Below are 25,538 nucleotides of genomic sequence, written 5' to 3' on the forward strand. Positions count from 1 at the left end.
TTCATTATGGACGAGAACAAGGAGACCAGCCGGGGCGAGGCCCTGCGCAAGACCCTGGCCTATCAGAAGAAGAACGGCTATGACCGTCTGGCCCCCGGCGAGCTGGAGGCCATGGACGCCTATTGCGAGGGCTATAAGCAGTTTTTGGACAACGGAAAGACGGAGCGGGAGTGCGTGGAGCGCACCGTGTCCATGGCCCAGGCCGCGGGCTTCAAGCCCTTTGTCCGGGGCATGGCGGTAAAGCCCGGGGACAAGTTCTATCAGGTGAACCGGGGCAAGGCCATCATGCTGGCGGTCATTGGCCGCCGGGGTTTGGCCGAGGGCGTGAACATCGGCGCGGCCCACATCGACTCCCCCCGCCTGGACTTAAAGCAGAACCCCCTCTATGAGAGCGACGAGCTGGCGTTCCTGAAGACCCACTACTATGGCGGCATCCGCAAGTATCAGTGGGTGACCATCCCCCTGGAGCTCCACGGCGTGGTGGCCCTGAAGAGCGGCCAGACCATCCGGGTGTCCATCGGCAACGGGGAGGGGGACCCCCAGTTCACCATCGACGACCTGCTGCCCCACCTGGGGGCCGAGCAGTCCCGCAAGCCCCTGGGGGAGGCCATCCCCGCTGAGAGCCTGAATCTGCTGGTGGGCAGCCGCCCCCTGGCCGACGACGAGGGCAGCGACCGGGTGAAGATCGCCGTTCTGGAGCTGCTGAACCGGAAGTATGGCATCGTGGAGGAGGACTTCATCTCCGCCGAGCTGTGCGCCGTGCCCGCCTTCTCCGCTGTGGACATCGGCTTTGACCGCTCCCTCATCGGCTCCTATGGCCACGATGACCGGGTGTGCGCCTATGCCGCCCTGGCTGCCCTGCTCCAGCTGGGCACCCCGGAGCGCACCGCCGTGTGTATGCTGGCCGACAAGGAGGAGATCGGCTCTGAGGGCGTGTCCGGCATGAAGTCCGCCGCCTTCGACACCTTTATGGAGGACCTGTGCGCCGGGCAGAACGTGCCCCTGCGGGCCTGCTATGAGAAGTCCTTCTGTCTGTCCGCCGACGTGACGGCGGCCTATGACCCCAACTTTGCCGAGGTGTATGAAAAGCGCAACAGCGCCATGGTGAACTATGGCATGGGCCTGTGCAAGTACACCGGGGCCCGGGGCAAGTCCGGGGCCAGCGACGCCTCCGCCGAGCTGGTGGCCTATATCCGGGCCACCCTGGATAACGCCGGTGTGGTGTGGCAGATGGCCGAGCTTGGCAAGGTGGACGCCGGCGGCGGCGGCACCGTGGCCGTCTATATGGCCGAGCGGAACATCGACACCCTGGACGCCGGCGTGCCCGTGCTGTCCATGCACGCCCCCTTCGAGACGGTGGGCAAGCTGGACTGCTATATGACCTTCAAGGGCATGAAGGCGGTCTTCGAGGCGAAGTAAAAAAATAGCCTTCCCCTGGGGGAAGGTGGTCCCGAAGGGACCGGATGAGGGGACGGGTCACGATAAGTGAGCGTGCCCGATAAAACGAGTATAGCCTTCCCCCTCCCAGGGGGAAGGTGTCGCGCAGCGTCGGATGAGGGTGAGTGTCGTTGGTGCGGTGGTCATCGACGGGCCGACACAGAGGTCGGCCCCTACAGGAGCCATCGTGATTTGCCGTAGGGGCGGACCTCTGTGTCCGCCCGCGACAGCGTATGTACCTCCGGGGTCCCCCTCATCCGTCATGGCTGCGCCATGCCACCTTCTCCCCTGCGGGGCGAAGGCTATAGCCGTCCTGGCGTCAGAGATCAAGGCCCTTTGGCGTTCCCCTCATCCGCCCCAGTGTGCCCACTGGGGCACCTTCTCCCAGGAGAAGGCTTTAAAATGCAGATACTGAAAATTTGTCAGCGGCTCCGGGAGGAAAAAATCCCGGGGCCGCTGATGTTTGCCTGGAAGAGAGAAACGCCCCCAGGGCAAAAAAATTTCCCCATCCGCCGCCGGAGCAGGGCGGGGGAGCGGGGAGTTTTCCACAAATGTGGAAAAATAGGCAAAAATAAAGCGCATGGCCTTGACAGCCGTGCGTGGGCATGGTACAATAAAATGCTCTTATGGCCTAACAGGGCGAAACTTCCTCTCTTAGACCGTGAACGTAGTTTAACATGGCAGAGGAAAAATGACAAGAGCAAACACAGGGAAACAAACCACTTGGCCGGGTGTGCGGAAAAGCGATCCCCCACCGGAATTGTGCAAAATCACAAGCGGCACGGACGTTTTTCCCTGCACCCGGGAGAGAAACCCGACAGAACCAACCGTGGATCAAACAGAAAGCGAGTTGATTTTTAGAAATGGTCAAGGTAAACATGGACGAAGTTCGCCAGAAGGTGGAACAGCGGGCCAAGGACGTGTACTATGGCAAGACCCTGCGCAAGAGCTTTGCCCGGTACCAGGAGATCCTGGAGATGCCCAATCTGCTGGAGGTGCAGAAGACCTCCTATCAGTGGTTCCTGGACACCGGCCTGCGCGACGTGTTCAAGGACGTGGGCTCCATCACCGACTATGCCGGTAATCTGGAGCTGTCCTTCATTGATTTCTCCATGGATGAGAAGCCCAAGTACGATGTGGAGGAGTGCAAGGCCCGGGACTGCACCTATGCCGCCCCCATCAAGGTGAAGGTGCAGCTGCGCAACAAGCAGAACGGCCAGATCAATGAGCAGGAGATCTTCATGGGAGATTTCCCCATCATGACCCAGGCCGGTACCTTCGTCATCAACGGCGCCGAGCGCGTTATCGTCTCTCAGATCGTCCGTTCCCCCGGCATGTACTATGCCGACAACAAGGACAAGGCCGACAACCACACCTATGCCACCACCGTCATCCCCTATCGCGGCGCCTGGCTGGAGTATGAGACCGACCTGAGCGACATCTTCTATGTCCGCATCGACAAGAACCGCAAGCTGCCCATCACCTGCCTGATCCGTGCCCTGGGCCCCCGCACCGACGCCGAGATCATCGGGATGTTCGGCGAGGACGAGCGCATCGTGGCCACCCTGGAGAAGGACGCCTGCAAGACCTATGAGGAGGCCCTGCTGGAGATCTACCGCAAGCTGCGCCCCGGCGAGCCCCCCACGGTGGAGCTCCGCCGAGTCTCTGCTGAAGGCCACCTTCTTCGATCCCCGGCGCTATGACCTGTCCGCCGTGGGCCGCTATAAGTTCAACAAAAAGATGGGCCTGTGGGCCCGCATTCGTGGCCAGAAGCTGGCCATGCCCATCGCCGACCCCCGCACCGGCGAGATCATCGCCGAGGCCGGTGAGGTCCTGACTACCGAGCGGGCCCACCAGCTGGACGACTGCGGCGTGAACGAGGCCCTGCTGGACATGGACGGCAAGACCATCCGCGTCTTCTCCAACAACATGGTCCACCTGAAGGACTTTGTGGACTTTGACCCCGCCGAAGTGGGCGTGGACGAGATGGTCTATTTCCCCGTGCTCAGCCAGCTGCTGGACGAGTTCAGCGGCGAGGAGCTGAAGGACGCCATCCGGGACCGCATCGACGACCTGATCCCCAAGCACATCACCGTGCCTGACATCATGGCCTCCATCAACTATCTCAACTGCCTGGCCCATCACGTGGGCACCCCCGACGACATCGACCACCTGGGCAACCGCCGCCTGCGCTGCGTGGGTGAGCTGATCCAGAACCAGTTCCGCATCGGCTTCTCCCGCATGGAGCGCGTCATCCGCGAGCGCATGACCACCCAGGACCTGGATGTGGTCACCCCCCAGAGCCTGATCAACATCCGGCCCGTCACCGCCGCCATCAAGGAATTCTTCGGTTCCAGCCCCCTGTCCCAGTTCATGGACCAGACCAACCCCCTGGCCGAGCTGACTCACAAGCGCCGTCTGTCCGCCCTGGGCCCCGGCGGTCTGTCCCGTGACCGCGCCTCCTTCGATGTGCGTGATATCCACTACAGCCACTATGGCCGTCTGTGCCCCATCGAGACCCCCGAAGGTCCCAACATCGGCCTGATCTCCTATCTGGCCTCCTACGCCCGCATCAACCGCTTCGGCTTTATCGAGGCCCCCTACTGCAAGGTGGACAAGGAGACCGGCCGGGTCACCGACCAGATCGAGTATATGACCGCCGACGTGGAGGACCAGTTCACCGTGGGCCAGGCCACCGAGCCCCTGGACGAGAACGGCTGCTTTGTCAACGAGCGTATCACCTGCCGCCGCCGCAACGAGACCATCTCCGTGGATAAGCACCAGGTGGACTATGTGGACGTGTCCCCCAAGATGATGGTGTCCGTGGCTACCGCCATGATCCCCTTCCTGCAGAACGACGACGCCAACCGCGCTCTGATGGGCGCCAACATGCAGCGTCAGGCCGTGCCTCTGCTGCGGCCCGAGGCCCCCATCGTGGCCACCGGCCAGGAGCACAAGAACTGCATTGACTCTGAGATCGTCATTCTGGCCGAGGGTCCCGGCGTGGTCACCAAGGTCTCTGCCCGGTATATCACCGTGGCCTATGACAACGGCGAGACCAAGGAGTATCGCCTGACCAAGTACCTGCGCTCCAACCACACCACCTGTATCAACCAGCGCCCCATCGTGGAGGCCGGTCAGCGGGTGGAGTATCACGACGTGCTGGCCGACGGCCCCTCCACCGACCACGGCGAGATCGCCCTGGGCCGGAATATCCTCATGGGCTTTATGACCTGGGAAGGCTATAACTACGAGGACGCCATCCTGCTCAACGAGCGCATGGTGAAGGACGACGTGTTCACCTCCATCCACATCGAGGAGTATGAGACCGAGTCCCGTGACACCAAGCTGGGCCCCGAGACCATCACCCGCGACATCCCCAACGTGGGCGAGGACGCCCTGAAGGACCTGGACGAGCACGGCATCATCCGCGTGGGCGCTGAGATTCACGCCGGTGACTATCTGGTGGGCAAGGTCACCCCCAAGGGCGAGGCCGAGGCCACCGCCGAGGAGAAGCTGCTGCGGGCCATCTTCGGCGAGAAGGCCCGTGAGGTCCGTGACACCTCTTTGAAGGTGCCCCACGGCGAGGCCGGTATCGTGGTGGACGTGAAGATCTTCACCCGTGAGAACGGCGACGAGCTGGGCCCCGGCGTCAACCAGGTGGTCCGTGTCTACATCGCCCAGAAGCGTAAGATCTCTGTGGGCGACAAGATGGCCGGCCGTCACGGCAACAAGGGCGTTGTCTCCCGCATCCTGCCCCAGGAGGATATGCCCTTCCTGCCCGACGGCACCCCCCTGGACATCGTGCTGAACCCCCTGGGCGTGCCTTCCCGTATGAACATCGGTCAGGTGCTGGAGGTCCACCTGGGCTATGCCGCCAAGACCCTGGGCTGGAAGGTGGCCACCCCCATCTTCAACGGCGCCAACGAGGCGGACATCCAGGAGTGCCTGAAGCTGGCCGGTCTGGCCCGCGAGGTGGGCCGGGACGAGCCCCTCATCGGCAAGCAGCTGTATCTGGCCGACGAAGAGGGCGACGGGATGCAGATGCTCAGCCAGGAGGAGATGGCCGACACCAAGCAGATCGACATCTGGCAGCATGAGGGCCGCCTGCGCCTGGTGGACGGCAAGAACTGGCTGTATGATGGCCGCACGGGCCGCCGGTTCGACAACCCCGTCACCGTGGGCTATGTCTACTTCCTGAAGCTGCACCACCTGGTGGACGATAAGATCCACGCCCGCGCCACCGGCCCCTACTCCCTGGTCACCCAGCAGCCTCTGGGCGGCAAGGCCCAGTTCGGCGGCCAGCGCTTCGGCGAGATGGAGGTGTGGGCTCTGGAGGCCTATGGTGCCGCCTATACCCTGCAGGAGATCCTGACCGTCAAGTCCGACGACGTGACCGGCCGTGTGAAGACCTATGAGGCCATTGTGAAGGGCCTGAACGTGCCCAAGCCCGGCGTGCCCGAGTCCTTCAAGGTCCTGATGAAGGAGCTTCAGTCTCTGTGTCTGGACATGCCGCGTTCTGGACGCCGACGGCAACGAGATCGAGCTGAAGGACGATGACGAGGACGATTACAAGCCCGCCCGGGATGACTATTATGACCGGGACGAGGAGTTCACCTATCAGAAGGACGATGCCGATTTTGCCGCCGCCGGTGGCTTCACCTTCAAGGGCGACAACGACGACGACGACCTGACCCTGGAGCTCCAGGGCGGAGACAGCTCTGACGACGGGCTGAGCTCTGACGAGGATATCTGAGAACGGGAGGAGATTGAAAAATGAGTTACGCTGAGTTTGACGCCATCCGCATCGGCATCGCCTCCCCCGAGCAGATCCGCGAGTGGTCCTATGGCGAGGTCAAGCGTCCCGAGACCATCAACTACCGCACCCTGAAGCCCGAGCGGGACGGCCTGTTCTGCGAGAAGATCTTTGGGCCGACCAAGGACTGGGAGTGTAACTGCGGCAAGTATAAGAAGATCCGCTACAAGGGCAAGATCTGTGACCGCTGCGGCGTGGAGATCACCAAGGCCAAGGTCCGCCGCGAGCGCATGGGCCACATCGAGCTGGCCGCCCCCGTGTCCCACATCTGGTATTTCAAGGGCATCCCCTCCCGCATGGGTCTGCTGCTGGACATCAGCCCCCGCATCCTGGAGAAGGTGCTGTACTTCGCCGCCTATATCGTCATCGACCCCGGCTTTGCCCCCCTGTCCAAGAATCAGATCCTGTCTGAGAAGGAATACCGGGACATGCGGGAGAAGTATGAGGACGACTTTGACGCCGGCATGGGCGCCGAGGCCGTGAAGAAGCTGCTTCAGCAGATTGACCTGGAGGAGCTGTCTCAGCAGCTCCGGGCCGAGCTGAAGGACGCCTCCGGCCAGAAGAAGGCCCGCATCGTCAAGCGGCTTGAGGTGGTGGACGCCTTCCGGCTGTCCCACAACAAGCCCGAGTGGATGATCATCGATGTGCTGCCCGTGCTGCCCCCCGAGATCCGCCCCATGGTCCCCCTGGACGGCGGACGGTACGCCTCCTCTGACCTGAACGACCTGTATCGCCGGGTCATCAACCGCAACAACCGCTTGAAGCGCCTGATCCAGCTCAACGCCCCCGACATCATCGTCCGCAACGAGAAGCGGATGCTGCAGGAGGCCGTGGACGCCCTGATCGACAACGGCCGCCGGGGCCGCGCCGTCACCGGCGCCAACAACCGGGCGCTGAAGTCCCTGTCCGACATGCTCAAGGGCAAGCAGGGCCGTTTCCGCCAGAACCTGCTGGGCAAGCGCGTGGACTATTCCGGCCGTTCCGTTATCGTGGTTGGCCCCAGCCTGAAGATCTATCAGTGCGGCCTGCCCAAGGAGATGGCCATCGAGCTGTTCCGCCCCTTCGTCATGAAGAAGCTGGTGGAGGACGGCCTGGCCAACAACATCAAGGCCGCCAAGAAGATGGTGGAGAAGGGCGAGGGCGCCGTTTGGGACGCCCTGGAGTTCGTCATCAAGGAGCACCCCGTCATGCTCAACCGTGCGCCTACGCTGCACCGTCTGGGCATCCAGGCGTTCGAGCCCGTGCTGGTAGAGGGCCGCGCCATCAAGCTGCACCCCCTGGTGTGTACCGCCTTTAACGCCGACTTCGACGGTGACCAGATGGCCGTTCACGTCCCCCTGTCCGCCGAGGCCCAGACCGAGGCCCGGGTGCTGATGCTCTCCGCCAACAACCTGCTGCGTCCCCAGGACGGCGGCCCCGTCACCATCCCCTCTCAGGATATGATCCTGGGCGCCTATTACCTGACCTTCACCCGGGACGAGGAGGGCACCGGCCACGTCTTTGCCGACAAGAACGAGGCCATGCTGGCCTACGACGCCGGTGTGGTCACCCTGCACTCCCCCATCAAGGTCCGCATTTACAAGGAGATCGACGGCGAGATGCGCCACAAGCTGGTGGAGACCACCGTGGGCCGCCTGATCTATAACGAGGCCATCCCCCAGGACCTGGGCTTTGTGGACCGTACCGATCCCGAGCACATGTTCGACCCGGAGATCAACTTTGTGGTGGGCAAGAAGCAGCTGGGCAAGATCATCGACAAGTGCATCAACAAGCACGGCTTCACCAAGTCCGCCGGTATGCTGGACGCCATCAAGGACCTGGGCTATCACTACTCCACCGTGGGCTCCCTGACCGTTGCCATCGCGGATATGACCGTGCCCGCCAAGAAGTATGAGCTGATCCACGAGACCGAGAAGGAGATCATCAAGATCGACCGCCAGTATCGCCGCGGTCTGATCACCAACGAGGAGCGCTATCGCCTGTCCGTGGCCGCCTGGGAGAAGACCACCGCCGACGTCACCGTGGCCCTGCAGGAGAACATGGACCGCTATAACCCCATCTTCATGATGGCCGATTCCGGCGCCCGTGGTTCTATGGCTCAGATCCGTCAGCTGGCCGGTATGCGCGGTCTGATGGCCGATACCGCCGGACGTACCATCGAGATCCCCATCAAGGCCAACTTCCGTGAGGGCCTGTCCGTGCTGGAGTACTTCATCTCCGCCAGAGGCGCCCGTAAGGGCATGGCCGATACGGCTCTGCGTACCGCCGACTCTGGTTACCTGACCCGTCGTCTGGTGGACGTGTCTCAGGAGGTCATCATCCGCGAGGAGGACTGCGGCACCACCGACGGTATCGACGTGGCCGAGATCGAGGAGTATGGCCAGGTCATCGAGACCTTTGCCGAGCGTATCCATGGCCGTTATCCCTCTGTGGACATTGTGGACCCCGCCACCGGCGAGGTGCTCATCACCCGGGACACCATGATGCGCAAGGACGACGCCGAGAAGCTGGAGGCCCACGGCATCCACTCTGTGAAGATCCGCTCCGTGCTGACCTGCCGGTCCAGAAGCGGCGTGTGTTCTAAGTGCTATGGCATCAACCTGGCCATCGGCGAGCCCGTTGGCGCGGGCGAGGCCGTGGGTATCATCGCCGCCCAGTCCATCGGCGAGCCCGGTACCCAGCTGACCATGCGTACCTTCCACACCGGCGGCGTGGCCGGCGGCGACATCACCCAGGGTCTGCCCCGAGTGGAGGAGCTGTTCGAGGCCCGCAAGCCCAAGAAGATGGCCCAGCTGGCCGAGATCGGCGGCAGAGTTTCCATTGAGGAGACCAAGCGCAACGTCATGTGCAACCTGACCATCACCGCCGACGACGGCGAGGTGGTGACCTATGCCCTGCCTTACTCCGCCGGGATCAAGGTGAAGGACGGCGACGTAGTGCCCAAGGGCCTGGAGCTCACCGAGGGCGCGCTGTCTCCCCACGAGGTGCTGCGCATCCGCGGCCTGTCTGACTGCCACAACTATCTGATCCGCGAGGTGCAGAAGGTGTACCGTCAGCAGGGCGTTGACACCAACGACAAGCACATCGAGGTCATCGTCCGCCAGATGATGCGCAAGGTGCGCGTGGAAGAGGCCGGGGACTCCGACCTGCTGTCCGGTTCCACCATCGAGATCACCGAGTTCCGCGACGCCGAGGAGGCCGTGAAGGCCCGCATCGCCGCCGGGGAGAAGAACGAGATGGGCGAGGAGCTGCGTCTGCCCACCTGCACCCGCCTGCTCATGGGTATCACCAAGGCCTCTCTGGCCACCGAGTCCTTCCTGTCCGCCGCCTCCTTCCAGGAGACCACCAAGGTCCTGACCGAGGCCGCCATCAAGGGCAAGGTGGACCACCTGCTGGGTCTGAAGGAGAACGTCATCATCGGTAAGCTGATCCCCGCCGGTTCCGGCCTGGCTCAGTACCGCAAGGACGACCCCATCGACGACGAGGGCAACCTGCCCGGGATGAACGTCACCTCCCCCTCTGTGGTGGCCGAGCCTCTGGCAGAGCCCGCCCAGGAGGGCGCTGACGGCGCCGACAAGGACGACGACCTGTTCTTCGAGGTCGGTTCCATGGAGCTGGAGAAGCCCGCCGACAGCGAGCAGCCCCAGGCCTGACGCCTAGCGTTTCCCATAACAAAAAATAAAGCTGCCGCACTTCCAACCAAACGGAAGTGCGGCAGTTTTTTGTGTCTCATGTGTCTCATGGGGCGGGGGGCTGATTCTGAACGGCGGAGAGGAGCAGCAGTCCCGCCCCCAGATAGGCCCCGCAGGCTAAAATCACCAGAACACAGACCAGGGTGCAGACCAGCCGCAGGCGGGGCCGGTCCCAGAGGAGCGCTCGGGAGAGGGGTATCCCGGCGGCGGCCAGAAGGAGCAGGACCGCCGCCCCACCCAGGGTCATGCTTGCCCGCCTTTCCCGGCGGGGAACAGGTCCCGGTCCTGAAGGAGCACGTCCAGAATGCCCTGGACATATTCCAAGGAGCGCTGAAAGCCCCAGCGCAGGTTGTCGATGTTCCGGGGGTCAGCGTCGAAGGGCACCTGGGCAAAGCGCACCGGGGTGTGGATGGCCAGGAAGAGCCGCCCTGGCTCCAGATGGACCACCTCGGGCAGGGTCCCGGCGGCCCGGGTGAGGGCCTCCTCAGTGCGCTGGGAGAGGGCCGCCGGGGCGTTTTTGATCTGGACGGTGAGGAACAGACCAGCGAAGACCTCCTCCGTCGCGTCGGAATAAGTCTGGTCCCGCTTGACCTGGTACACGTGCTCCAGGGTCCCGTTGGCCGCCGAAAAGCGCACCTCCCGCCAGCGTCCGGTATGGGTCTGCTCCAGTTTGCAGCGCTCCCAGTTTTGCCCCTGGGGCCACACCTGGCGGAGCAAGCTCTCCTCCAGCGTCAGGCCCGAGCGGGGGGAGTCGGGGCCGAAGGCCCCCTCCGTCATGGCTTGAAGCTCCTCCCCCATCTGAGACTGGATGAGGACATTGCGCTTTTTGTCGCAGAGCAGGGTGGTGGCGATGCCCGCCAGCAGGACCGCGGTGAAGAGGAGGATGGGCAGCTTGTTTTCCTCCCCCTGACCGAAGAGCCAGCCTACCAGTGTGCAGACCACCCCGATAAAACCCAGCAGGAATAGGAGCAGGCCCCGGCGGCTGTTTCGCTGGAGCTTCATCAGCTTTTGGGACAAAATTTCGTCGTTTGATTTTTCGTTCATGGTGTTACCCCCAGTTGTCCGCCCAGTCCGGGCCCCAGAGCTCCGCGGGGTCCAGGGGCGTAAAGTCAAAGCCTGCGGCGAAGAGGTTTCCGTCCTGGTCATAGGCCAGGCCGTCCTCGCCGACGGAATAGTTTTCGGGCATATAGAACATGCGCAGCCCGTCGAAATAGACCAGATGCCCCTCAAAATAGGTGAACTTGGCCTGATCCAGGTGGTACAGGGCAATCTCCTGGGCCGTGCCCTGCTGGTAAAAGACGCCGGAGAAGGTGCCGTCCGGCTCCTGGGTCTGGCTGGGGTAGAAATAGAGCATCAGAATGTCGTTGCCTAGGCTGAACTTGGGGTATGCCCTGCCGTTGAGAAACAGATAGGGCCCCCGGCCATCGTGGGCGTCGGCCAGGGTGCCGGTGGCCACCCCTCTGGACTGACTGCTGTAGGCCATGTACTCCATCCGGTCCGTGTCGATGACCAGCAGCTCGTCCAGGGGGTCCTGCCACACGCCGTCCAGGGCGGCAAGCTGCCCCTCGTCGGCCTGGAGGAGCTGGTCCCACATGGTCTCCTCCTGGTCATAGCGGGTGAAGACCATGCCGTCTAAATTCTCCCGGTCAGAGGAGCCGTTCTGGTCCAGGACGAAGCCCTCATCCTGGGGCAGAAAGTCATAGAGAAAATCGTCATAAGACAGCATGGGCCGGTCCTCCAGGTCCATGTCCCCGGAGCCCAGGCGGCCATAGTAGGTGAGGTAGAGATAGCGGCTGTTGTCCGGGTCCAGCAGGAGGAAGTTCTGCAGCCCGTCGGTCCACACCCCGGCCAGCTCCTCCGCCGTCATGGACGGGGGAGGGGAGGGCTCTGCCCCGTCGCCGCAGGCGGTCAGGCCCAGCAGCAGGGTGGACAGGGCAAACAGGGGGAGCAGGTTGGCGCGTTTCATCTCGTCGGCCTCCTTTCGGCTTACCCTAAGTCAAAATACAGACTGGTGTAGGGGTCGATGGTGGGCAGGTCCATGAGGTTGCCCCCGGGACAGATGCTGTCCAGATTTTCCCGCTTACTCAGCTCGGCATAGGTGCCCGGCTGGGCCTCCACCGCCAGGACCAGACCGTGATAGTCCTCCGGCATGGTGACCACATAGGTCTTGGTCATCACGTCGTAGACATCCCCGGTGGTACCCGACCAATTCACCGTGGTGCGAAATTCGATGTCATAGCTGCTGCCCCTCCACTGGATGGTCTGGGTATCCGGTGCGCCGCCGGAGGCAGTGGGGGTGTAGGAGGCGGTGTCGGTGAGCCAGGTGCCGGTGTTATAGTCGTACAGGCCGCTGGTCACGGTGGTGGCAAAGGTGCTGTTGAAGATGGGCAGGTCGGGCAGATAGCAGACGGCGTTGAATTCCAGCTGCCGCTGGCCGCCGCTGATTTGATCCCGGATGATGTCCACCGACCAATAGCAGTCCCGCAGAGTGTAGTCGTTCCCGCCGGCGGTGTAGCAGGCCAGGCCGTTTTTCAGCAGATAGCTGCCGCCGTCGGTCTGGGCGGTGAGCTCCAGCCCCTTCTGTTCAAAGAAGGGGACGGAGGACTGAATGGTATCCGTGGGGACCAGCACCCCGCCGTTCACGTTGTCCAGCAGGGTCCCGTCGGGGGAAGCGTCCAGGCGCAGGGTATCCCCGTTGCCGTCGAAGTGGAGCTCCACCCCGGAGCTGTCAGCCAGGACCACGCCGTCATAGAGTACCTCGTCCGCCGAGTTGACAAACTCCCAGGAGGCATCCTCGTGGATGCGCAGCCACAGGTTTTCGTCCTGATATTCCCACAAGCCCACATAGGCGGCCACCGGGTCCTCGTCCCCGCCAATGGTGTCATAGGACTGGTCAGGCTGGAACACATAGCGCGTCTCAGGCTCCCACAGCCAGACCAGATGGGTCTCGCCCCCGTCGGCGGTGGAGAAGTCCACGGTCACGTCGGTCTCCCCGTCGCCGTTGAGATCGTCGAAGGAGATACTGTCAAAGTTGTCCCGGGCGTTGGGCACGGTCATGGGAAATTTCACGCTGTCATACAGCAGCTGCTCCGGCCGGTCCCAATAGAAGGCGGCGCTCTCCTCGTCCACCGTGACCACCACGTCCACGCTCTGTCCGTCGTGGGTAATGGTACCGCTGGCTGCCACAAGGCCGGTGGTGCGCCAATCGTCCCCGGCCACATCCCCATCTCCGCCGCAGGCGGCCAGGGAGAGGACCGTTCCAGCGCACAGGATCAGGGCGAGGTATTTACTGCGGATGTCCATGTCACTGCTCCTTTCTGAAAGACGGTCACTCCAGGCGATCGTAGTACTCGTTGTCCTCGCCCCAGGTGATCTCGTCGGTGTCATAGTCGAATATGCGATAGGACAGGCCGTAGGGGTCGGAGACGGCGTAATAGGTGTAGGGCTCGGTGTCAGAGGGGATGATGGAGCCGTAGTCCATCTCGGCATTCTCCGCTCCGGGGGCCCGCTGGTAGAGGTGCCAGCTGCCGTCGGAGTCGATGACGATAAAGCTGTCCGCGTCTAAATCGCCGCTGCGGTACCAGATGCCGGCGAAGGCGGTGGGGTCGGCCTCGGCGGCAGACCAGCCGCTCTCATTCGTGTCGTAGTTGGTGCTGGTGTCGCTGTCTGTGGGGTCAGTGCCGCTGATGTAGATCCAGCTGCCGTCGCCGCTGTCGTCTCCAAAGTCGATATGGCCGGGGACAAAGGTGCCGAAGGTGGCCAGGGTCAGGCTGCCGTCGTCGTTCAGGGTGATGGGGTGGCCCACGCCGTCGTGGTCGTTGTGGGCATAGATGCAGTCATAGTCCGCCTCATACTGGAGATAGCCGCTGGCCGCCAGGTCCTCCTGGCTGTACAGACCCCACAGATATTCGCCGTCGCCGGAGGTGATCTCCAGATAGGCATAGGCGCTGTCCCCCTCGGGGAGCCAGGTGCCCACAAAGGCGTCGGCATCCGTCTGGATGTCATAGTCCTTGACCATGGACATGGAGTCCGGGGGCGTGAGGTCCGGGCTTCCGTCTGTGGTGTCGCTGCTGCCGCAGCCGGAGCACAGCAAGGTCAGGGCCAGGGCCAGGCCCAGGCCCAGAGCGGGGGCAAGATAGTTCTGTTTTTTCATGTTTTATTCCTCCTGATGGCATTGTTGCCTTATTGGGCGGGGTCGGCAAGCGTAAGCTGGGAAAATACGTCGGCATAGAGATCAGACAGGTCCTCCGCAGCCTGGGGCGTGGCGCGGAAAGCATAGAAGTAGGTGTGGCTGTCGGTGTTCAGGGCAAACACGGTCCAGTCCCGCTGGTCCTCATTCGCTCCGGTGGTGAAGGTGATGCGGTACACGGGGTAGGAGAGGGCCTGGGAATAGTCCGGGTCCTGCACCACATCGCCGAACTGATAGACAGTGGACGATTCCGGGTCCAGGGCCCGGGCGGCGGCACAGAGATAGTCGTCCTCGTCCACCCCGTCGGTGATGCGGTTGGGTTGGCAGACGTTGAAGACGTCCATCTGCCCGTCCTGGGTCACATCCTGATAGAAGTAGGTGCCGTCGGGATAGTTCTCCGCAGTAACGGATTCCATCCCCGTAAAGGGCAGGGCGCCGCCCATGAGCACGGGGACGGTCTGGCCGCCTGTGCTGCCGTCGCTGCTGCCGGACACAGACTGGTTGGACTGGCCGACAGACGAACTGCTGCCATTCACGTCTGTGCCGGGCTGGGCCTGGCCGCATCCGGCCAGCAGGGCGAGCATCAGGGCCGCCGCCAGGGATCGGCTGAGTCGTTTCATGTGTATTCCTCCTTGCATTGTGTCAGTGCTCCCGCTCTGCCATGGCTAAAATCTCGTCGTGGCTGAGCTCCACGCCGCCGAAGCGGACAAAGATGCCGTTGGTCACGGCGCTGTTCCAAACCTGGGGCTGAAAGATGGACTGAAAGCGGAATTTGTCCCGATAGGGCTTCATGTCCAGCAGCAGACGGCTGCCGGAGACAAAGTCCACCTGAAGGATATAGTCGGCCAGGGGCGCGACTGACGAGATATACCTCCGGTACAAGCGCCCTCCTCCTTTCCCGAAAAAATAAACATCCACCGTACAGCTTTATTGTACGGTGGATGCGGATATTGGGGTATTAACCAATGGTTAGGAATTTGCCAGCCGGATGAGCTGGATGCGCTTGGTGCGGGCGTCCCCCTCGATGTGCAGCTTGGAGTAGATCTGATTGACATACTGCTTCACGCTGCCCTCGGACAGGAACAGCTGCTGGGCGATTTCACGGTTGCTCAGGCGCTGGACGGCCAGGGCGGCCACCTCGCGCTCCCGCTGGGTGAGAGGGGCGAAGGCGGCGGGGCAGGCGTCCTGCTCCGTCAGGCGGCGGCACCGGGCCAGCCACTGGGGTCCTAACTGGGCGATCTGCTCTGTCAGGGGGGAGGGGGGACACAGGGGCAGGAGATTTTTCAGATAGCGGAAGTTCTCCACAAAGGGCAGGACCAGCCCGTCGGGCTGGGCGTCCGCCAGGGCGGCGTGCAGGAGCGCCAGGGCGTCCGTCTCTTTGCCCAGCATGGCATAGGCCGCCGCCGTCTGCAAGTTGATATGCAGGGCCACCAGGGCATAGTGCAGCCCGCCGCAGGCCGCCAGCAGGCCGGGGGCGCGGCCAATGACCTTGGCCCAGGCCCCCTGGGCCAGATAGACCTGGTTTTCGATCAGGTCCATCATGGGCCGTCCGGGGGCCAGAAAGTTCACCGAGGCCAGCCGGTGCCCGGCGAAAAGCTCCGGTATCTGCGCTGTGTCCTCCAGCAGGGCATAGTAATAGGCGCAGGCGGCGGTGAAGATGTTCACCCAGGAGATGTTGTGCTGCCCCAGCAGGGCGGCGCGGCGCTGCTCCGGGGCATACCGCAGGGGCGTGTCGGCACACAGGGACAGGCGCAGGGCCAGAAAGTCGGCGCACAGGGCCATGTTCTCCTGGCCGTTGCCCTCGATCTGGGCATAGGAGCGCTCCAGGGCGATGTGGGCGTCGGCAAAGCGGCCCCGCATCAGGGCGGCCTCCCCGGCCATGATGGTCTCCGCCCCCTGGCCGTGGCCCCGGGTGATCTTATAGTAGTGGGGCATACACTCGTCCATCTCGGCCAGCTCCCGGTCCAGAGCCCCGTTCTGGCGGTGGAACATCATCAGCACTGAGGGGGAGCCGAAGGTCCAACCGCCGCTGTTCTGGATGCTGATGGCCGGGCGGGACATCTGGGCGCTGGCGCTGCGGTGCAGGCGGCTCATGGCGCTGATGTCGTTGTACATCAAAAAGCTGGTGATCAGGTCGCACTCCCCCAGCAGGTTCCCCCGCTCCTCTGGGTCCATGTCCGGGTTTTCGGCTATGGCGGACAGAAGCAGCTCCTTCAGCTCCAGCATTTTGGGGATGCGCCGCCAGTTGAACATGCTGCGCATGAGCACCAGCAGGGCCAGGGGGTGGGCCTTCAGCGTCTCCGGCGGGCAGCGGTCCAAAAAGTTCAGCACCGTCTCCGGTTTCAGGGAGGAGAGGAAAATGCCTGCGTCGTCCCGGACCACCCGCAGCAGGGCGTGGTCATCCCCGCCCCGGCGATAGGCGGCCATGGCGTGGAGATATTGCCGCCGGGTCTCGTACCACCGGCCATAGCGGCGGTGATAGTCGGTCTGCCGGCTTTGGGGCAGGGTGAGAAAGGCACGCTGGGCGCACTCCTTCATCATATGGTGGAAGCGATAGGCGCAGCCGTCGGGCAGGTGGGAGACGAAAGCGTTCTGCCCGGTGAGGGCGGCCAGGACCTCCTCTGCGTCCTCGTACCCGGTGATTTCTCGGGCCATATCCACGGTGAACTCATCAGCCAGGCCCATCACCGCCAGGAATTCCCGCTGGCGGGGGGCCAGGGGGTCGATCATGGCGGCGGAGAACATGGCATAAATGTCCGAGCGGCTGTCGGGCAGGGCCCCCCGCTCGGCCAGAGTGCGCAGGTTCAGATAGATGGCGGAGAACCACCCCTCGCTGGAATAGAGCAGGGTCTCGATCTGCGCCTCAGAGAGCTGGGCCCCGCATCGGTGGGCATAGACGGCCAGCTCCGTGTGGTTCAGCCGCAGTTGGTCCGTGCCGATGAGACACAGCCGCCGCCCCAGGCGGACGGTCTCCTCCGGGGGGAGGAAGCGGTCCCGGCTGGCCACGATCAGGTGGACGGACTGGGGCAGCCGGTTGGCCAGGGTACACAAAAAGGCGGCGGCTCGGCCATCGGTGAGCAGATGGAAGTCGTCGATGAAGATGTACCAGGGGACCTCCCCGGCAAAGGCCCGGCACAGGTCGTCAGACAGCAGACTGGCCCCGGCGTCGTCGGTGGGGCAGGGGCAGTCGGCCAGAAAGCTCAGCCCGGCGTGGACAAAGGCGTCCTGCACGCTCTTCCAGAAGATGGCCAGGTTGTCGGAATAGACGCTGACCCGGACGATATGGACCGGCCCCTCCTGGGCGCGCTGGGACAGATACCAGTTCACCGCCGTGGTCTTGCCATAGCCCATGGGGGCCACCACTATGGTCAGCCCGCAGCGGGCGATGGGCCGCAGGCACTCCTGCAATCGCTCCGAGATGTAGATGGTATTCAGATCGCCCTTCCGCTTAGGCATAGCAGCGTCCTCCGTTTTTTGATTTGCCCATATTGTAACATATCAGAAGGGATTTTGGAAGATGCCGGAAAAGAAAACCGCCTTAAACCGACATCCTTGTCACCGGCGGGGGAGTGTGGTAGGATAGTAGCGATAGGACAAAATTTTCAGACAGCGGGGGCGAAGGATGAACAGACTGTTATTTACGCTGGCCCTGGCCGTGGTGGCCTGGGTCATCTCACTAATTACCGGCGGCGGACGGCGGCAGGTGGCAAAGATCCCGGAGGGGATGGGCATCCTGTGCCAGCCGCCGGGAAAGCGCTATGTGCTCTATGCCCTGGGGGTCGTGGTGGTGGCGGTGGTCGGCTTTTTCAGCGTTTTGTACATCCTGGACGGAGCGCCGGAGAAGGCGCGGCCCATGTGGGCCCTGTGCATCGCCGTGGCCATCCTGACCATGATCGTCACCACCCTGGGGGGCAACATGATGGCCCGGGAGTGCGTGTATTTTAACGGGGAGGAGTTTCAGCTGCACCGGGCCTTTCGAAAGACCCAGGTCTATCGCTGGAGCGACGTGCGGAGGATATCGGGCAGCTTTGACCGCATCATTCACCTGTATCGCTTGGACGGAACAAAGATCCTGTCGGTGGACGTGGGGATGCTGAACTATGACGTCTTCTTCCTGGTGCTGAAAAAGGCGTGCCCCGGGGCGGTGGCGGACTACTACCGGGAGCAGACCCAGGACAGGCCCAAGACACACGCCCTGGGCTATGGCGGGGAGTATTTCCTGATGGCTGGCATGGGCATTTTGATCCTGACGGTCTATGTGGCCATGCTGGCCCAGCTGGGGGTCGGCCAGGTGATGGAGCTGACGTTGGAGCGGGAACCCTCCCAGTGGTTTGCCATCTGGTTTGCCCCGGTGTGCGGCCTGGTGAGTGTGGTGGGCCTGTTCATCTGCGTCACCACCAGCATCCGCTATTCCCGGGAGAAGCTGGTCCTCCGGTATCCCCTGAGAAAAAAGCGGGAGCTTTATTGGCGGGAGATAGAGCGGGTGGAGATGGTCCCGGTCAAGGGGCAGGTCAGGGGCTGGAAGACCCTGCGGCTGTATGCCCAGGGCAGGGTGTATCGGCTGGACCTGTCCCGGCTCAGCCGCGGGAGGGACGGCTTTATGACGGAGCTGTTCCAGATGGCGGAGCGGTATGAGATACCCTGTGTGAAAATGAAAAAATAAGAAAAGCTGCGGAGAACCTGCCAATTTGGCGTTCTCCGCAGCTTTTTATCGCTTTCAGTTTAAATTATTCCTGAGTGCCCTGGGGGTGATACTGGGCGCAGGTGCACTTCTTCCACTTCAGGCCGCTGCCGCAGGGGCAGGGGTCGTTGCGGCCGATCTTGATGACCCGCTTCACGGGCTCCTTGCGGATGACGTCCTCGCCGCCGCCGGACTCGGAGGTGACCTTGGCCACGCGCTCCCGCTTGACCTCCTCGTTCTTGCGCAGGCGGACCAGGAACAGGCGGCGCAGGGTCTCCTCCTGGATGGCGGCCACCATGTTCTCGAACATCTCGTAGCCCTCCTTCTTATAGGCGACTACGGGGTCGGTCTGGGCATAGGCCCGCAGACCGATGCCCTGCTTCAGCTCGTTCATGGCGTCGATCTGGTCCATCCAGTATTCGTCCACCACCCGGAGCATGAGCACCCGCTCCAGCTCCCGCATGAGGGGCGCGCCGATCTCCTGCTCCTTCTGGGCATAGACCTCGTGGGCCTTGCCGCTGACCAGGTCCACCAGGCCCTCGGCGTCGTACTGCTGAAGCTCCTCGTCGGTGAGCTCCAGCTCACCGGGCTTAAGGAACATGGCGCGGAAGGGGGCCACGGCCTCCCGGAAGGCCTCGGCGTCCATGTGCTTCTGCTCGCCCATGTGGCCGTGGATGGCGTTCTCCACCATGGAGTGGAGCATGGTCTGGATGGAGGCCTGAAGGTCCTCGCCGTCCAGCACCTGGCGGCGCTGCTTATAGATGACCTCACGCTGGGTGTTCATCACGTCGTCATATTGCAGCACGTTTTTCCGGGTCTGGAAGTTCCGGGACTCCACGCTCTTCTGAGCGTTCTCGATGGCGCCGGACAGGATCTTGGCGTCGATGGGGGTGTCCTCGTCCACGCCCAGCTTCTCCATCATGCCCATCACCCGCTCAGAGCCGAACAGGCGCATGATATCGTCCTCCAGAGACAGGAAGAACCGGGTCTCGCCGGGGTCGCCCTGACGGCCGGCACGGCCGCGCAGCTGGTTGTCGATGCGCCGGGACTCGTGGCGCTCGGTGCCCAGGATGAACAGGCCGCCCACCTCACGGGCCTTGGCGGCCTCGGCCTTGATATTCTCCTTATACTTGGCCTCGGCTTCGGTGAACATCTTCCGGGCGTTGAGGATGTCCTCGTCCTCGGTCTCGGCAAAGCCGGTGGCCTCAGCGATGAGGGCGTCGGACAGACCGGCCTTTCTCAGGTCGGACTTGGCCAGATACTCGGCGTTGCCGCCCAGCATGATATCGGTACCGCGGCCGGCCATGTTGGTGGCCACGGTGACGGCCCCGAACTTGCCGGCCTGGGCCACGATCTCGGCTTCCTTCTCGTGGTTCTTGGCGTTCAGAACGTTGTGGGGGATGCCCCGGCGGCGGAGCAGGTCAGACAGCTCCTCGGACTTCTCGATGGACACGGTGCCAACCAGAACGGGCTGGCCCTTCTTGTGGCACTCCTCAATCTGGTTGAGGATGGCCCGGAGCTTTCCGGCGGTGTTCTTATACACCACGTCGGGGTGGTCGATACGGGCGATGGGCTTGTTGGTGGGAATTTCAACGATGTCCAGCTCGTAGATGGTGCCGAACTCCTCCTGCTCGGTCATGGCGGTGCCCGTCATGCCGGACAGCTTGTCATACAGGCGGAAATAGTTCTGGAAGGTGATGGTGGCCAGGGTCTTGGACTCGTTGGCCACCTGAACGCCCTCCTTGGCCTCGATGGCCTGGTGCAGGCCCTCGTTATACCGGCGGCCAAACATCAGTCGGCCCGTGAACTCGTCCACGATGATGACCTCGCCGTCCTTGACCACATAGTCGATGTCCCGCTTCATCACGCCCCGGGCCTTGATGGCCTGGTTGATGTGGTGGGACAGGGTGGTGTTCTCCGGGTCGGCCAGGTTGTCCAGGTGGAAGAACTCCTCCGCCTTTTTGATGCCGGGGGCGGTGAGGGTGGCGGTGCGGGCCTTCTCGTCCACCACATAGTCGGCGTCGATGTTGACGTCCTCCTCCTCCTTCTCGTCCACCTTGGCGATGCGCTTGCACTTCAGGCGGGAGACGAACTGGTCCACGATGGTATAAAGCTGGGTGGACTCCTCGCCCTGGCCGGAGATGATCAGGGGGGTGCGGGCCTCGTCGATCAAGATGGAGTCCACCTCGTCCACGATGGCGAAGGAGTGGCCCCGCTGGACCAGCTCCTGGGAGTAGATGGCCATGTTGTCCCGCAGATAGTCAAAGCCAAACTCGTTGTTGGTGCCATAGGTGATGTCGGCGTCATAGGCGGCCTTCTTCTCCGGGCCCATGACCCCGTGGACCACCAGACCCACGGTCAGGCCCATGAAGCGATAGACCTTGCCCATCCACTCGGAGTCACGCTTGGCCAGATAGTCGTTCACGGTGATGACGTGGACGCCCTTTCCGGCCAGGGCGTTCAGATAGGCGGGCAGGGTGGCCACCAGGGTCTTGCCCTCGCCGGTGCGCATCTCGGCGATGCGGCCCTGGTGCAGCACGATGCCGCCCACCACCTGGACCCGATAGGGGCGCAGCCCCAGCACGCGCCACGCGGCCTCGCGGCAGGCGGCAAAGGCCTCGGGCAGGATGTCGTCCAGGGTCTCGCCGTTGGCCAGACGGGCCTTGAACTCGGGGGTCTTGGCCTGGAGCTGGGCGTCGGTCAGGGCCTTATACTCCTCCTCCAGGGCGTCCACCTTGTCCGCGATGGGATAGATGGACTTCAGCTCCCGCTGAGAGGCCGTGCCGAAGATCTTGGTAAACAAACTCATATTCGCAAAACACCTCTTGGTCGTGATTTGTTGTCTCTATTTTTGTCCGGTGCAGGTGACCATAATTCCGCACTTTAACAATATTGACTTAGTATATCACAATTCCCCGGTGGAAGAAAGACCAAATTGTAAACTTTCCTACAGAAACCAGCGGCGAGGACGGCGAAAATCCGTCACAGACGTATAAATGTTTTTCGTGGGTTGACAAACGGTCCTGCATGTGCTATCTTAACAGCACAACTGAATCAGACAGACGAAGTGTGCAGGAAAACAGCGGGGTCCCGCTTGCCGAAGGAGTAACACTCTCAGGTGTCCCGAATGGGGGACGAGGACTGTGCGCGGATGTGACTCTGGAGAAGCTCGCCCCACGAACGAGTGCCGAAGGTGCAATGCGGCAAAGCCGCTAATCTCTCAGGCAAAAGGACAGAGGAAAACGACCGGCTGGCCGGTGTGCATGTTTTTCGCACACAGGGAAGTCGTTACCGTTGCTTTTCTCATGGACCGTGGAGCGAAAACTCCCCGGTCCATGTTTTGCTTCAGGGGGAAAATCTGTGTGCGCGCCAAGGGCGCAAAAGGAGAGATCGCAAATGTCCATGTTCGCATCCTTAGAGGCAGTGCTCTATCCCGTGGTCTGCCAGATCAACGAGTATCTGTCCAATTACATTCTGGTGATCCTGCTCATCGGCGTGGGTCTGTGGTACACCATCCGCACCAAGTTTGTGCAGATCCGCTTCTTCGGCGAGGGTATGCGCAAGGTGTTCGGCAACCTGTCCCTCAACGGCGGCAAGCAGTCCAGCGGCATGACGTCTTTCCAGGCCCTGGCCACCGCCATCGCCGCCCAGGTGGGCACCGGCAACATCGTGGGCGCCTCCGGCGCCATTCTCACCGGTGGTCCCGGTGCCATCTTCTGGATGTGGGTCATCGCCTTCTTCGGCATGGCTACCATCTATGCTGAGGCCACCCTGGCCATCAAGACCCGCCGGGTGGACAAGGACGGCACCATCCACGGCGGCCCCGCGTACTACATCACCACCGCCTTTAAGGGCGGCTTCGGCAAGTTCCTGGCCAGCTTCTTCGCCGTGGCCATCACGCTGGCCCTGGGCTTTATGGGCTGCATGGTCCAGTCCAACTCCATCGGCTCCGCCTTCCAGACCGCCTTTGGCGTGCCCTCTCAGTTTGTGGGCGTGGTGCTGGTCATCTTCTGCGGCTTCATCTTCCTGGGCGGCGTGAATCGTCTGGCCGCTGTCACCGAGAAGGTGGTGCCTGTGATGGCCGTCATCTTCCTGGTGGGCGCTGTGGGTATCCTGGTGGTGCGCATCCAGGATGTCCCCGCCACCTTTGCCCTCATCTTCAAGTATGCCTTCCAGCCCCAGGCCATCATCGGCGGTTCCTTCGGCTATGCCATCAAGACCGCCATCAGCCAGGGCGCCAAGCGCGGCTTGTTCTCCAACGAGGCCGGTATGGGCTCCACCCCCCACGCCCACGCCCAGGCCAATGTGAAGGATCCCCACGATCAGGGCGTGGTAGCCATGGTGGGCGTGTTCATCGACACCTTCATCGTCCTGACCCTGAATGCCCTGGTCATCATCTGCACCCTGTACACCGACGGCGGTATGCTGGCTGACGGCGTTATCCCCGAGGGCGTGAACAAGACCAACCTGGCCCAGCTGGCCTTCGGCAGCGTGCTGGGCGACAGCGTGGGCTCTGCCTTTGTGGCCGTGTGCCTGTTCTTCTTTGCCTTTTCCACCGTGCTTAGCTGGAATCTGTTCGGCAAGATCAACGTCATCTATCTCTTTGGCAAAAAGGCCGCCAAGGTCTATGCCGTTATCGCCCTGGTCTTCCTGTACCTGGGCACCGTGATGTCCAACGATTTGGTGTGGGAGCTGACCGACATGTTCAACAACCTGATGGTCCTGCCCAACGCCATCGCCCTGTTTGCCCTCACCGGCATGGTCCTGTCCTCCGTCCACAAGGCGGCGGGTAAGGCGGGCAAAGAAAAGGTTCAGAAATGATCTGCCTGGCGCAGACGCGGAAAAGAGTCGACTTTTGTCGGCTCTTTTTTGCGTCTGTAGGTCTGCTGTCCGTTCTATGGGACACCTAAACTGCCATAATAAAAATAATATAGACAGAGAGGGGCGCGTTTATGTTCGTGCTGATGGATATTGAGTGGGTCAAAAATGCGGAGAATCAGCTCTATCCCACGCAGCTGGCCGCCATGCGGGTGGACGAGCAGTGGAATTGTCTTGATCGGTTTTATTCCCGCATTCGCCCCAGGGACAACTCTTTTTACCATTGGGAGCACATGGCCTATACCGGCGGAGGGGCGATGGACTTCTTATGCGCCCAGGGGCTGTATGCCGTGCTGTCTGAACTCAGAAGCTGGCTGCGGCAGGAGGATATCATCTGCTTCTGGCACAAGTCGGGCAAAAACATGCTTAAATCCATGTATCACCTCACCTTTGGACAGACCGTCTCACAGCGGATTGTTATCCTGGGCAGATATGTGTTCCTCTATTTAAAGGAGCGCGGCAGAAGAAGCGGCAGCGCCTATGCCATATGCGATGATTTTGGAATGCAGGCACCCGGCCCGAAGCACCAGTCGGAACACGACGCGGCGGCCATACGGCAGGCGCTGCTGGCTATCCAATATCCTGCGGCCCTGCTGTATGGTCCGCCGCCGGATGAAGGGGGAAAAAAAGCGGCGGCGGTCCAGAAGCCGGCAGATGACGCCCCCTATCAGCGGGAGAAGGAGAGCGGCCTGTTCCACAAGACGGGGTGTGCCTATATCCCAGCCGGAGCCGATCTGCAGGGATACACCACCATGAAGTCGTTTTTCAAAAGAAAGATGGTCCCCTGCCCCCGCTGCATGAAACAGGAACTGTCTGCGGCCATCCGTCAGCACAACCGGGATATCATTTCCCGTATGCAGTATCAGTTTGTGTACACCGAGCATTCCCAAGTGTTCCACCGGCGGGACTGCGGGGTTGTTCTCGGTACGACGGGACAGATACTGGGATCGGTCTATTATGACGGCTGCGCCAACACGGGGCGTCGCCCCTGCAAGCTCTGTCATCCCGTACCGGGGAAATGGCGCAATGCGGCACAGCGAAAGTGGAAGGAACGGAAGAAAAAGCCTGCGGCGCAGCAGACAAGCAGCGATTCAGACCGGGGGATGACCGCCCAGGAGCGGCAGGCCTATCAGCGCTATGTGCAGGCCCGGGGCGAACGACTGGCCGGAGAAAGAGAACGCTTTGCCTCAGAGACGGAAAAGAGGGATTTCTATACCCTGACCCAGCCGCGATTTGCCTTTTTCGCTGCCGCCGGGTATCAGAATTTTCACCGGAGAAACTGTCGGAAACTCCAGGGTATGCACAACATCACCGGGTTTTCCCGCTATAAAGATGCCCTGCGCACGGGGCACACCCCCTGCAAACTCTGCAAGCCCACCGCCAAGCTGGACATTGCCTGCCCCATCCCCATCACCAACCAGAAGCGAAAGGGGGAGTCTGTGGACGATCTGCGCGGCCTGTGCCAGGAGCAGGGGTATCCGATTCACATAAAACGGCCCTTTTTCTGCTTCTCCACGCCGGTGGGGCGATGGAAAATTGACACCAGCACCAGCCCCTATGTCATCTATCACATCAATCTGGTCCGCACACCGGACAACGAGAACTACTATCACCGCCAGCCCAGGCTGTTCCTCTCACTGCTGGACGCCTTTTTGTACATCCATCGCCATGACAAAAATTTGATGCGCGGCAGGGGCGGCGGGGAGGGGCGCGAGGAGACGGACCAGACGTGATCCGGTTTTGCATGACCACGGAGTATCTTTTCCTTGTTCCATGTTCCGGACCGTGTTATGATAGGGGGACAGAGAAGAGACCCCGGCCGGTGAGGGCGGGGGAGAGAGGATG

14 protein-coding genes, 1 pseudogene and 1 riboswitch are annotated in these 25,538 nt (G+C 62.3%); of the genes and pseudogenes, 6 read left to right on the plus strand and 9 right to left on the minus strand.

Translation table 11 applies throughout. From position 1 onward, the window contains the following. The first annotated feature begins 6 nt into the window (after positions 1-6). The 3 genes and pseudogenes from ACSAMP_RS16435 to rpoC all read left to right on the plus strand — a co-directional run bounded on the left by ACSAMP_RS16435 (position 7) and on the right by rpoC (position 9,906). Positions 7-1,419: an aminopeptidase gene (locus ACSAMP_RS16435; RefSeq protein WP_441796070.1), complete on the plus strand. Its 1,413-nt coding sequence runs from the start codon at positions 7-9 to the stop codon at positions 1,417-1,419. Between the two features lie 881 nt (positions 1,420-2,300). Continuing rightward, positions 2,301-6,193, plus strand: a pseudogene (gene rpoB / locus ACSAMP_RS16440) (DNA-directed RNA polymerase subunit beta). 20 nt (positions 6,194-6,213) lie between these two features. Further along, entirely contained in the window at positions 6,214-9,906 is a 3,693-nt protein-coding gene (gene rpoC / locus ACSAMP_RS16445) for a DNA-directed RNA polymerase subunit beta' (RefSeq protein ID WP_441796068.1), read from the plus strand. Positions 9,907-9,991: 85 nt separating this feature from the next. Here rpoC and ACSAMP_RS16450 read toward each other — a convergent pair whose 3' ends face one another. The 8 genes from ACSAMP_RS16450 to ACSAMP_RS16485 all read right to left on the minus strand — a co-directional run bounded on the left by ACSAMP_RS16450 (position 9,992) and on the right by ACSAMP_RS16485 (position 17,590). Next, positions 9,992-10,192 (minus strand): hypothetical protein, encoded by a 201-nt coding sequence (locus tag ACSAMP_RS16450; RefSeq protein WP_457801075.1) that lies wholly within the window; start codon positions 10,190-10,192, stop codon positions 9,992-9,994. After that, positions 10,189-10,989, minus strand: coding sequence for a hypothetical protein (locus ACSAMP_RS16455; protein ID WP_457801076.1), 801 nt, complete (start codon positions 10,987-10,989; stop codon positions 10,189-10,191). The genes ACSAMP_RS16450 and ACSAMP_RS16455 overlap by 4 nt, the downstream gene beginning before the upstream one ends. Positions 10,990-10,993: 4 nt before the next feature. Beyond that, positions 10,994-11,911 carry a hypothetical protein gene (locus ACSAMP_RS16460; protein ID WP_457801077.1) on the minus strand — a complete coding sequence of 306 codons (918 nt, stop codon included), beginning with the start codon at positions 11,909-11,911 and terminating at the stop codon, positions 10,994-10,996. Between the two features lie 20 nt (positions 11,912-11,931). After that, entirely contained in the window at positions 11,932-13,248 is a 1,317-nt protein-coding gene (locus ACSAMP_RS16465; RefSeq protein WP_441796064.1) for a hypothetical protein, read from the minus strand. Positions 13,249-13,273: 25 nt separating this feature from the next. Continuing rightward, entirely contained in the window at positions 13,274-14,098 is an 825-nt protein-coding gene (locus ACSAMP_RS16470; RefSeq protein ID WP_457801078.1) for a hypothetical protein, read from the minus strand. A gap of 29 nt (positions 14,099-14,127) precedes the next feature. Further along, positions 14,128-14,754 (minus strand): hypothetical protein, encoded by a 627-nt coding sequence (locus ACSAMP_RS16475; RefSeq protein WP_457801079.1) that lies wholly within the window; start codon positions 14,752-14,754, stop codon positions 14,128-14,130. A 22-nt stretch (positions 14,755-14,776) separates the two neighbouring features. Further along, the gene (locus tag ACSAMP_RS16480; protein WP_238045174.1) at positions 14,777-15,016 is read right to left on the minus strand and encodes a hypothetical protein; all 240 of its coding nucleotides are present in this window, start codon (positions 15,014-15,016) and stop codon (positions 14,777-14,779) included. Between the two features lie 87 nt (positions 15,017-15,103). Beyond that, positions 15,104-17,590, minus strand: a complete 2,487-nt coding sequence (locus ACSAMP_RS16485) for a winged helix-turn-helix domain-containing protein (RefSeq protein WP_457801080.1) — start codon at positions 17,588-17,590, stop codon at positions 15,104-15,106. Positions 17,591-17,756: 166 nt separating this feature from the next. Here ACSAMP_RS16485 and ACSAMP_RS16490 point away from each other — a divergent pair, with 166 nt between their 5' ends. After that, on the plus strand, positions 17,757-18,797 hold the full coding sequence (locus tag ACSAMP_RS16490) for a hypothetical protein (protein ID WP_457801081.1): 1,041 nt from the start codon (positions 17,757-17,759) through the stop codon (positions 18,795-18,797). Between the two features lie 64 nt (positions 18,798-18,861). Here ACSAMP_RS16490 and secA read toward each other — a convergent pair whose 3' ends face one another. Further along, a complete protein-coding gene (secA, locus tag ACSAMP_RS16495; protein WP_457801082.1) occupies positions 18,862-21,624 on the minus strand; it encodes a preprotein translocase subunit SecA in 2,763 nt (920 codons plus the stop codon). A 340-nt stretch (positions 21,625-21,964) separates the two neighbouring features. After that, positions 21,965-22,061, plus strand: a riboswitch (glycine riboswitch). A 150-nt stretch (positions 22,062-22,211) separates the two neighbouring features. Between secA and ACSAMP_RS16500 the strand changes: the two genes are divergently transcribed. Next, positions 22,212-23,636 carry an alanine/glycine:cation symporter family protein gene (locus ACSAMP_RS16500; RefSeq protein ID WP_457801083.1) on the plus strand — a complete coding sequence of 475 codons (1,425 nt, stop codon included), beginning with the start codon at positions 22,212-22,214 and terminating at the stop codon, positions 23,634-23,636. A gap of 131 nt (positions 23,637-23,767) precedes the next feature. Further along, positions 23,768-25,426 carry a hypothetical protein gene (locus tag ACSAMP_RS16505; protein ID WP_457801084.1) on the plus strand — a complete coding sequence of 553 codons (1,659 nt, stop codon included), beginning with the start codon at positions 23,768-23,770 and terminating at the stop codon, positions 25,424-25,426. The last annotated feature ends 112 nt before the right edge of the window (positions 25,427-25,538 follow it).

It is taken from the genome of Flintibacter sp. SJQ-8, assembly GCF_054108085.1.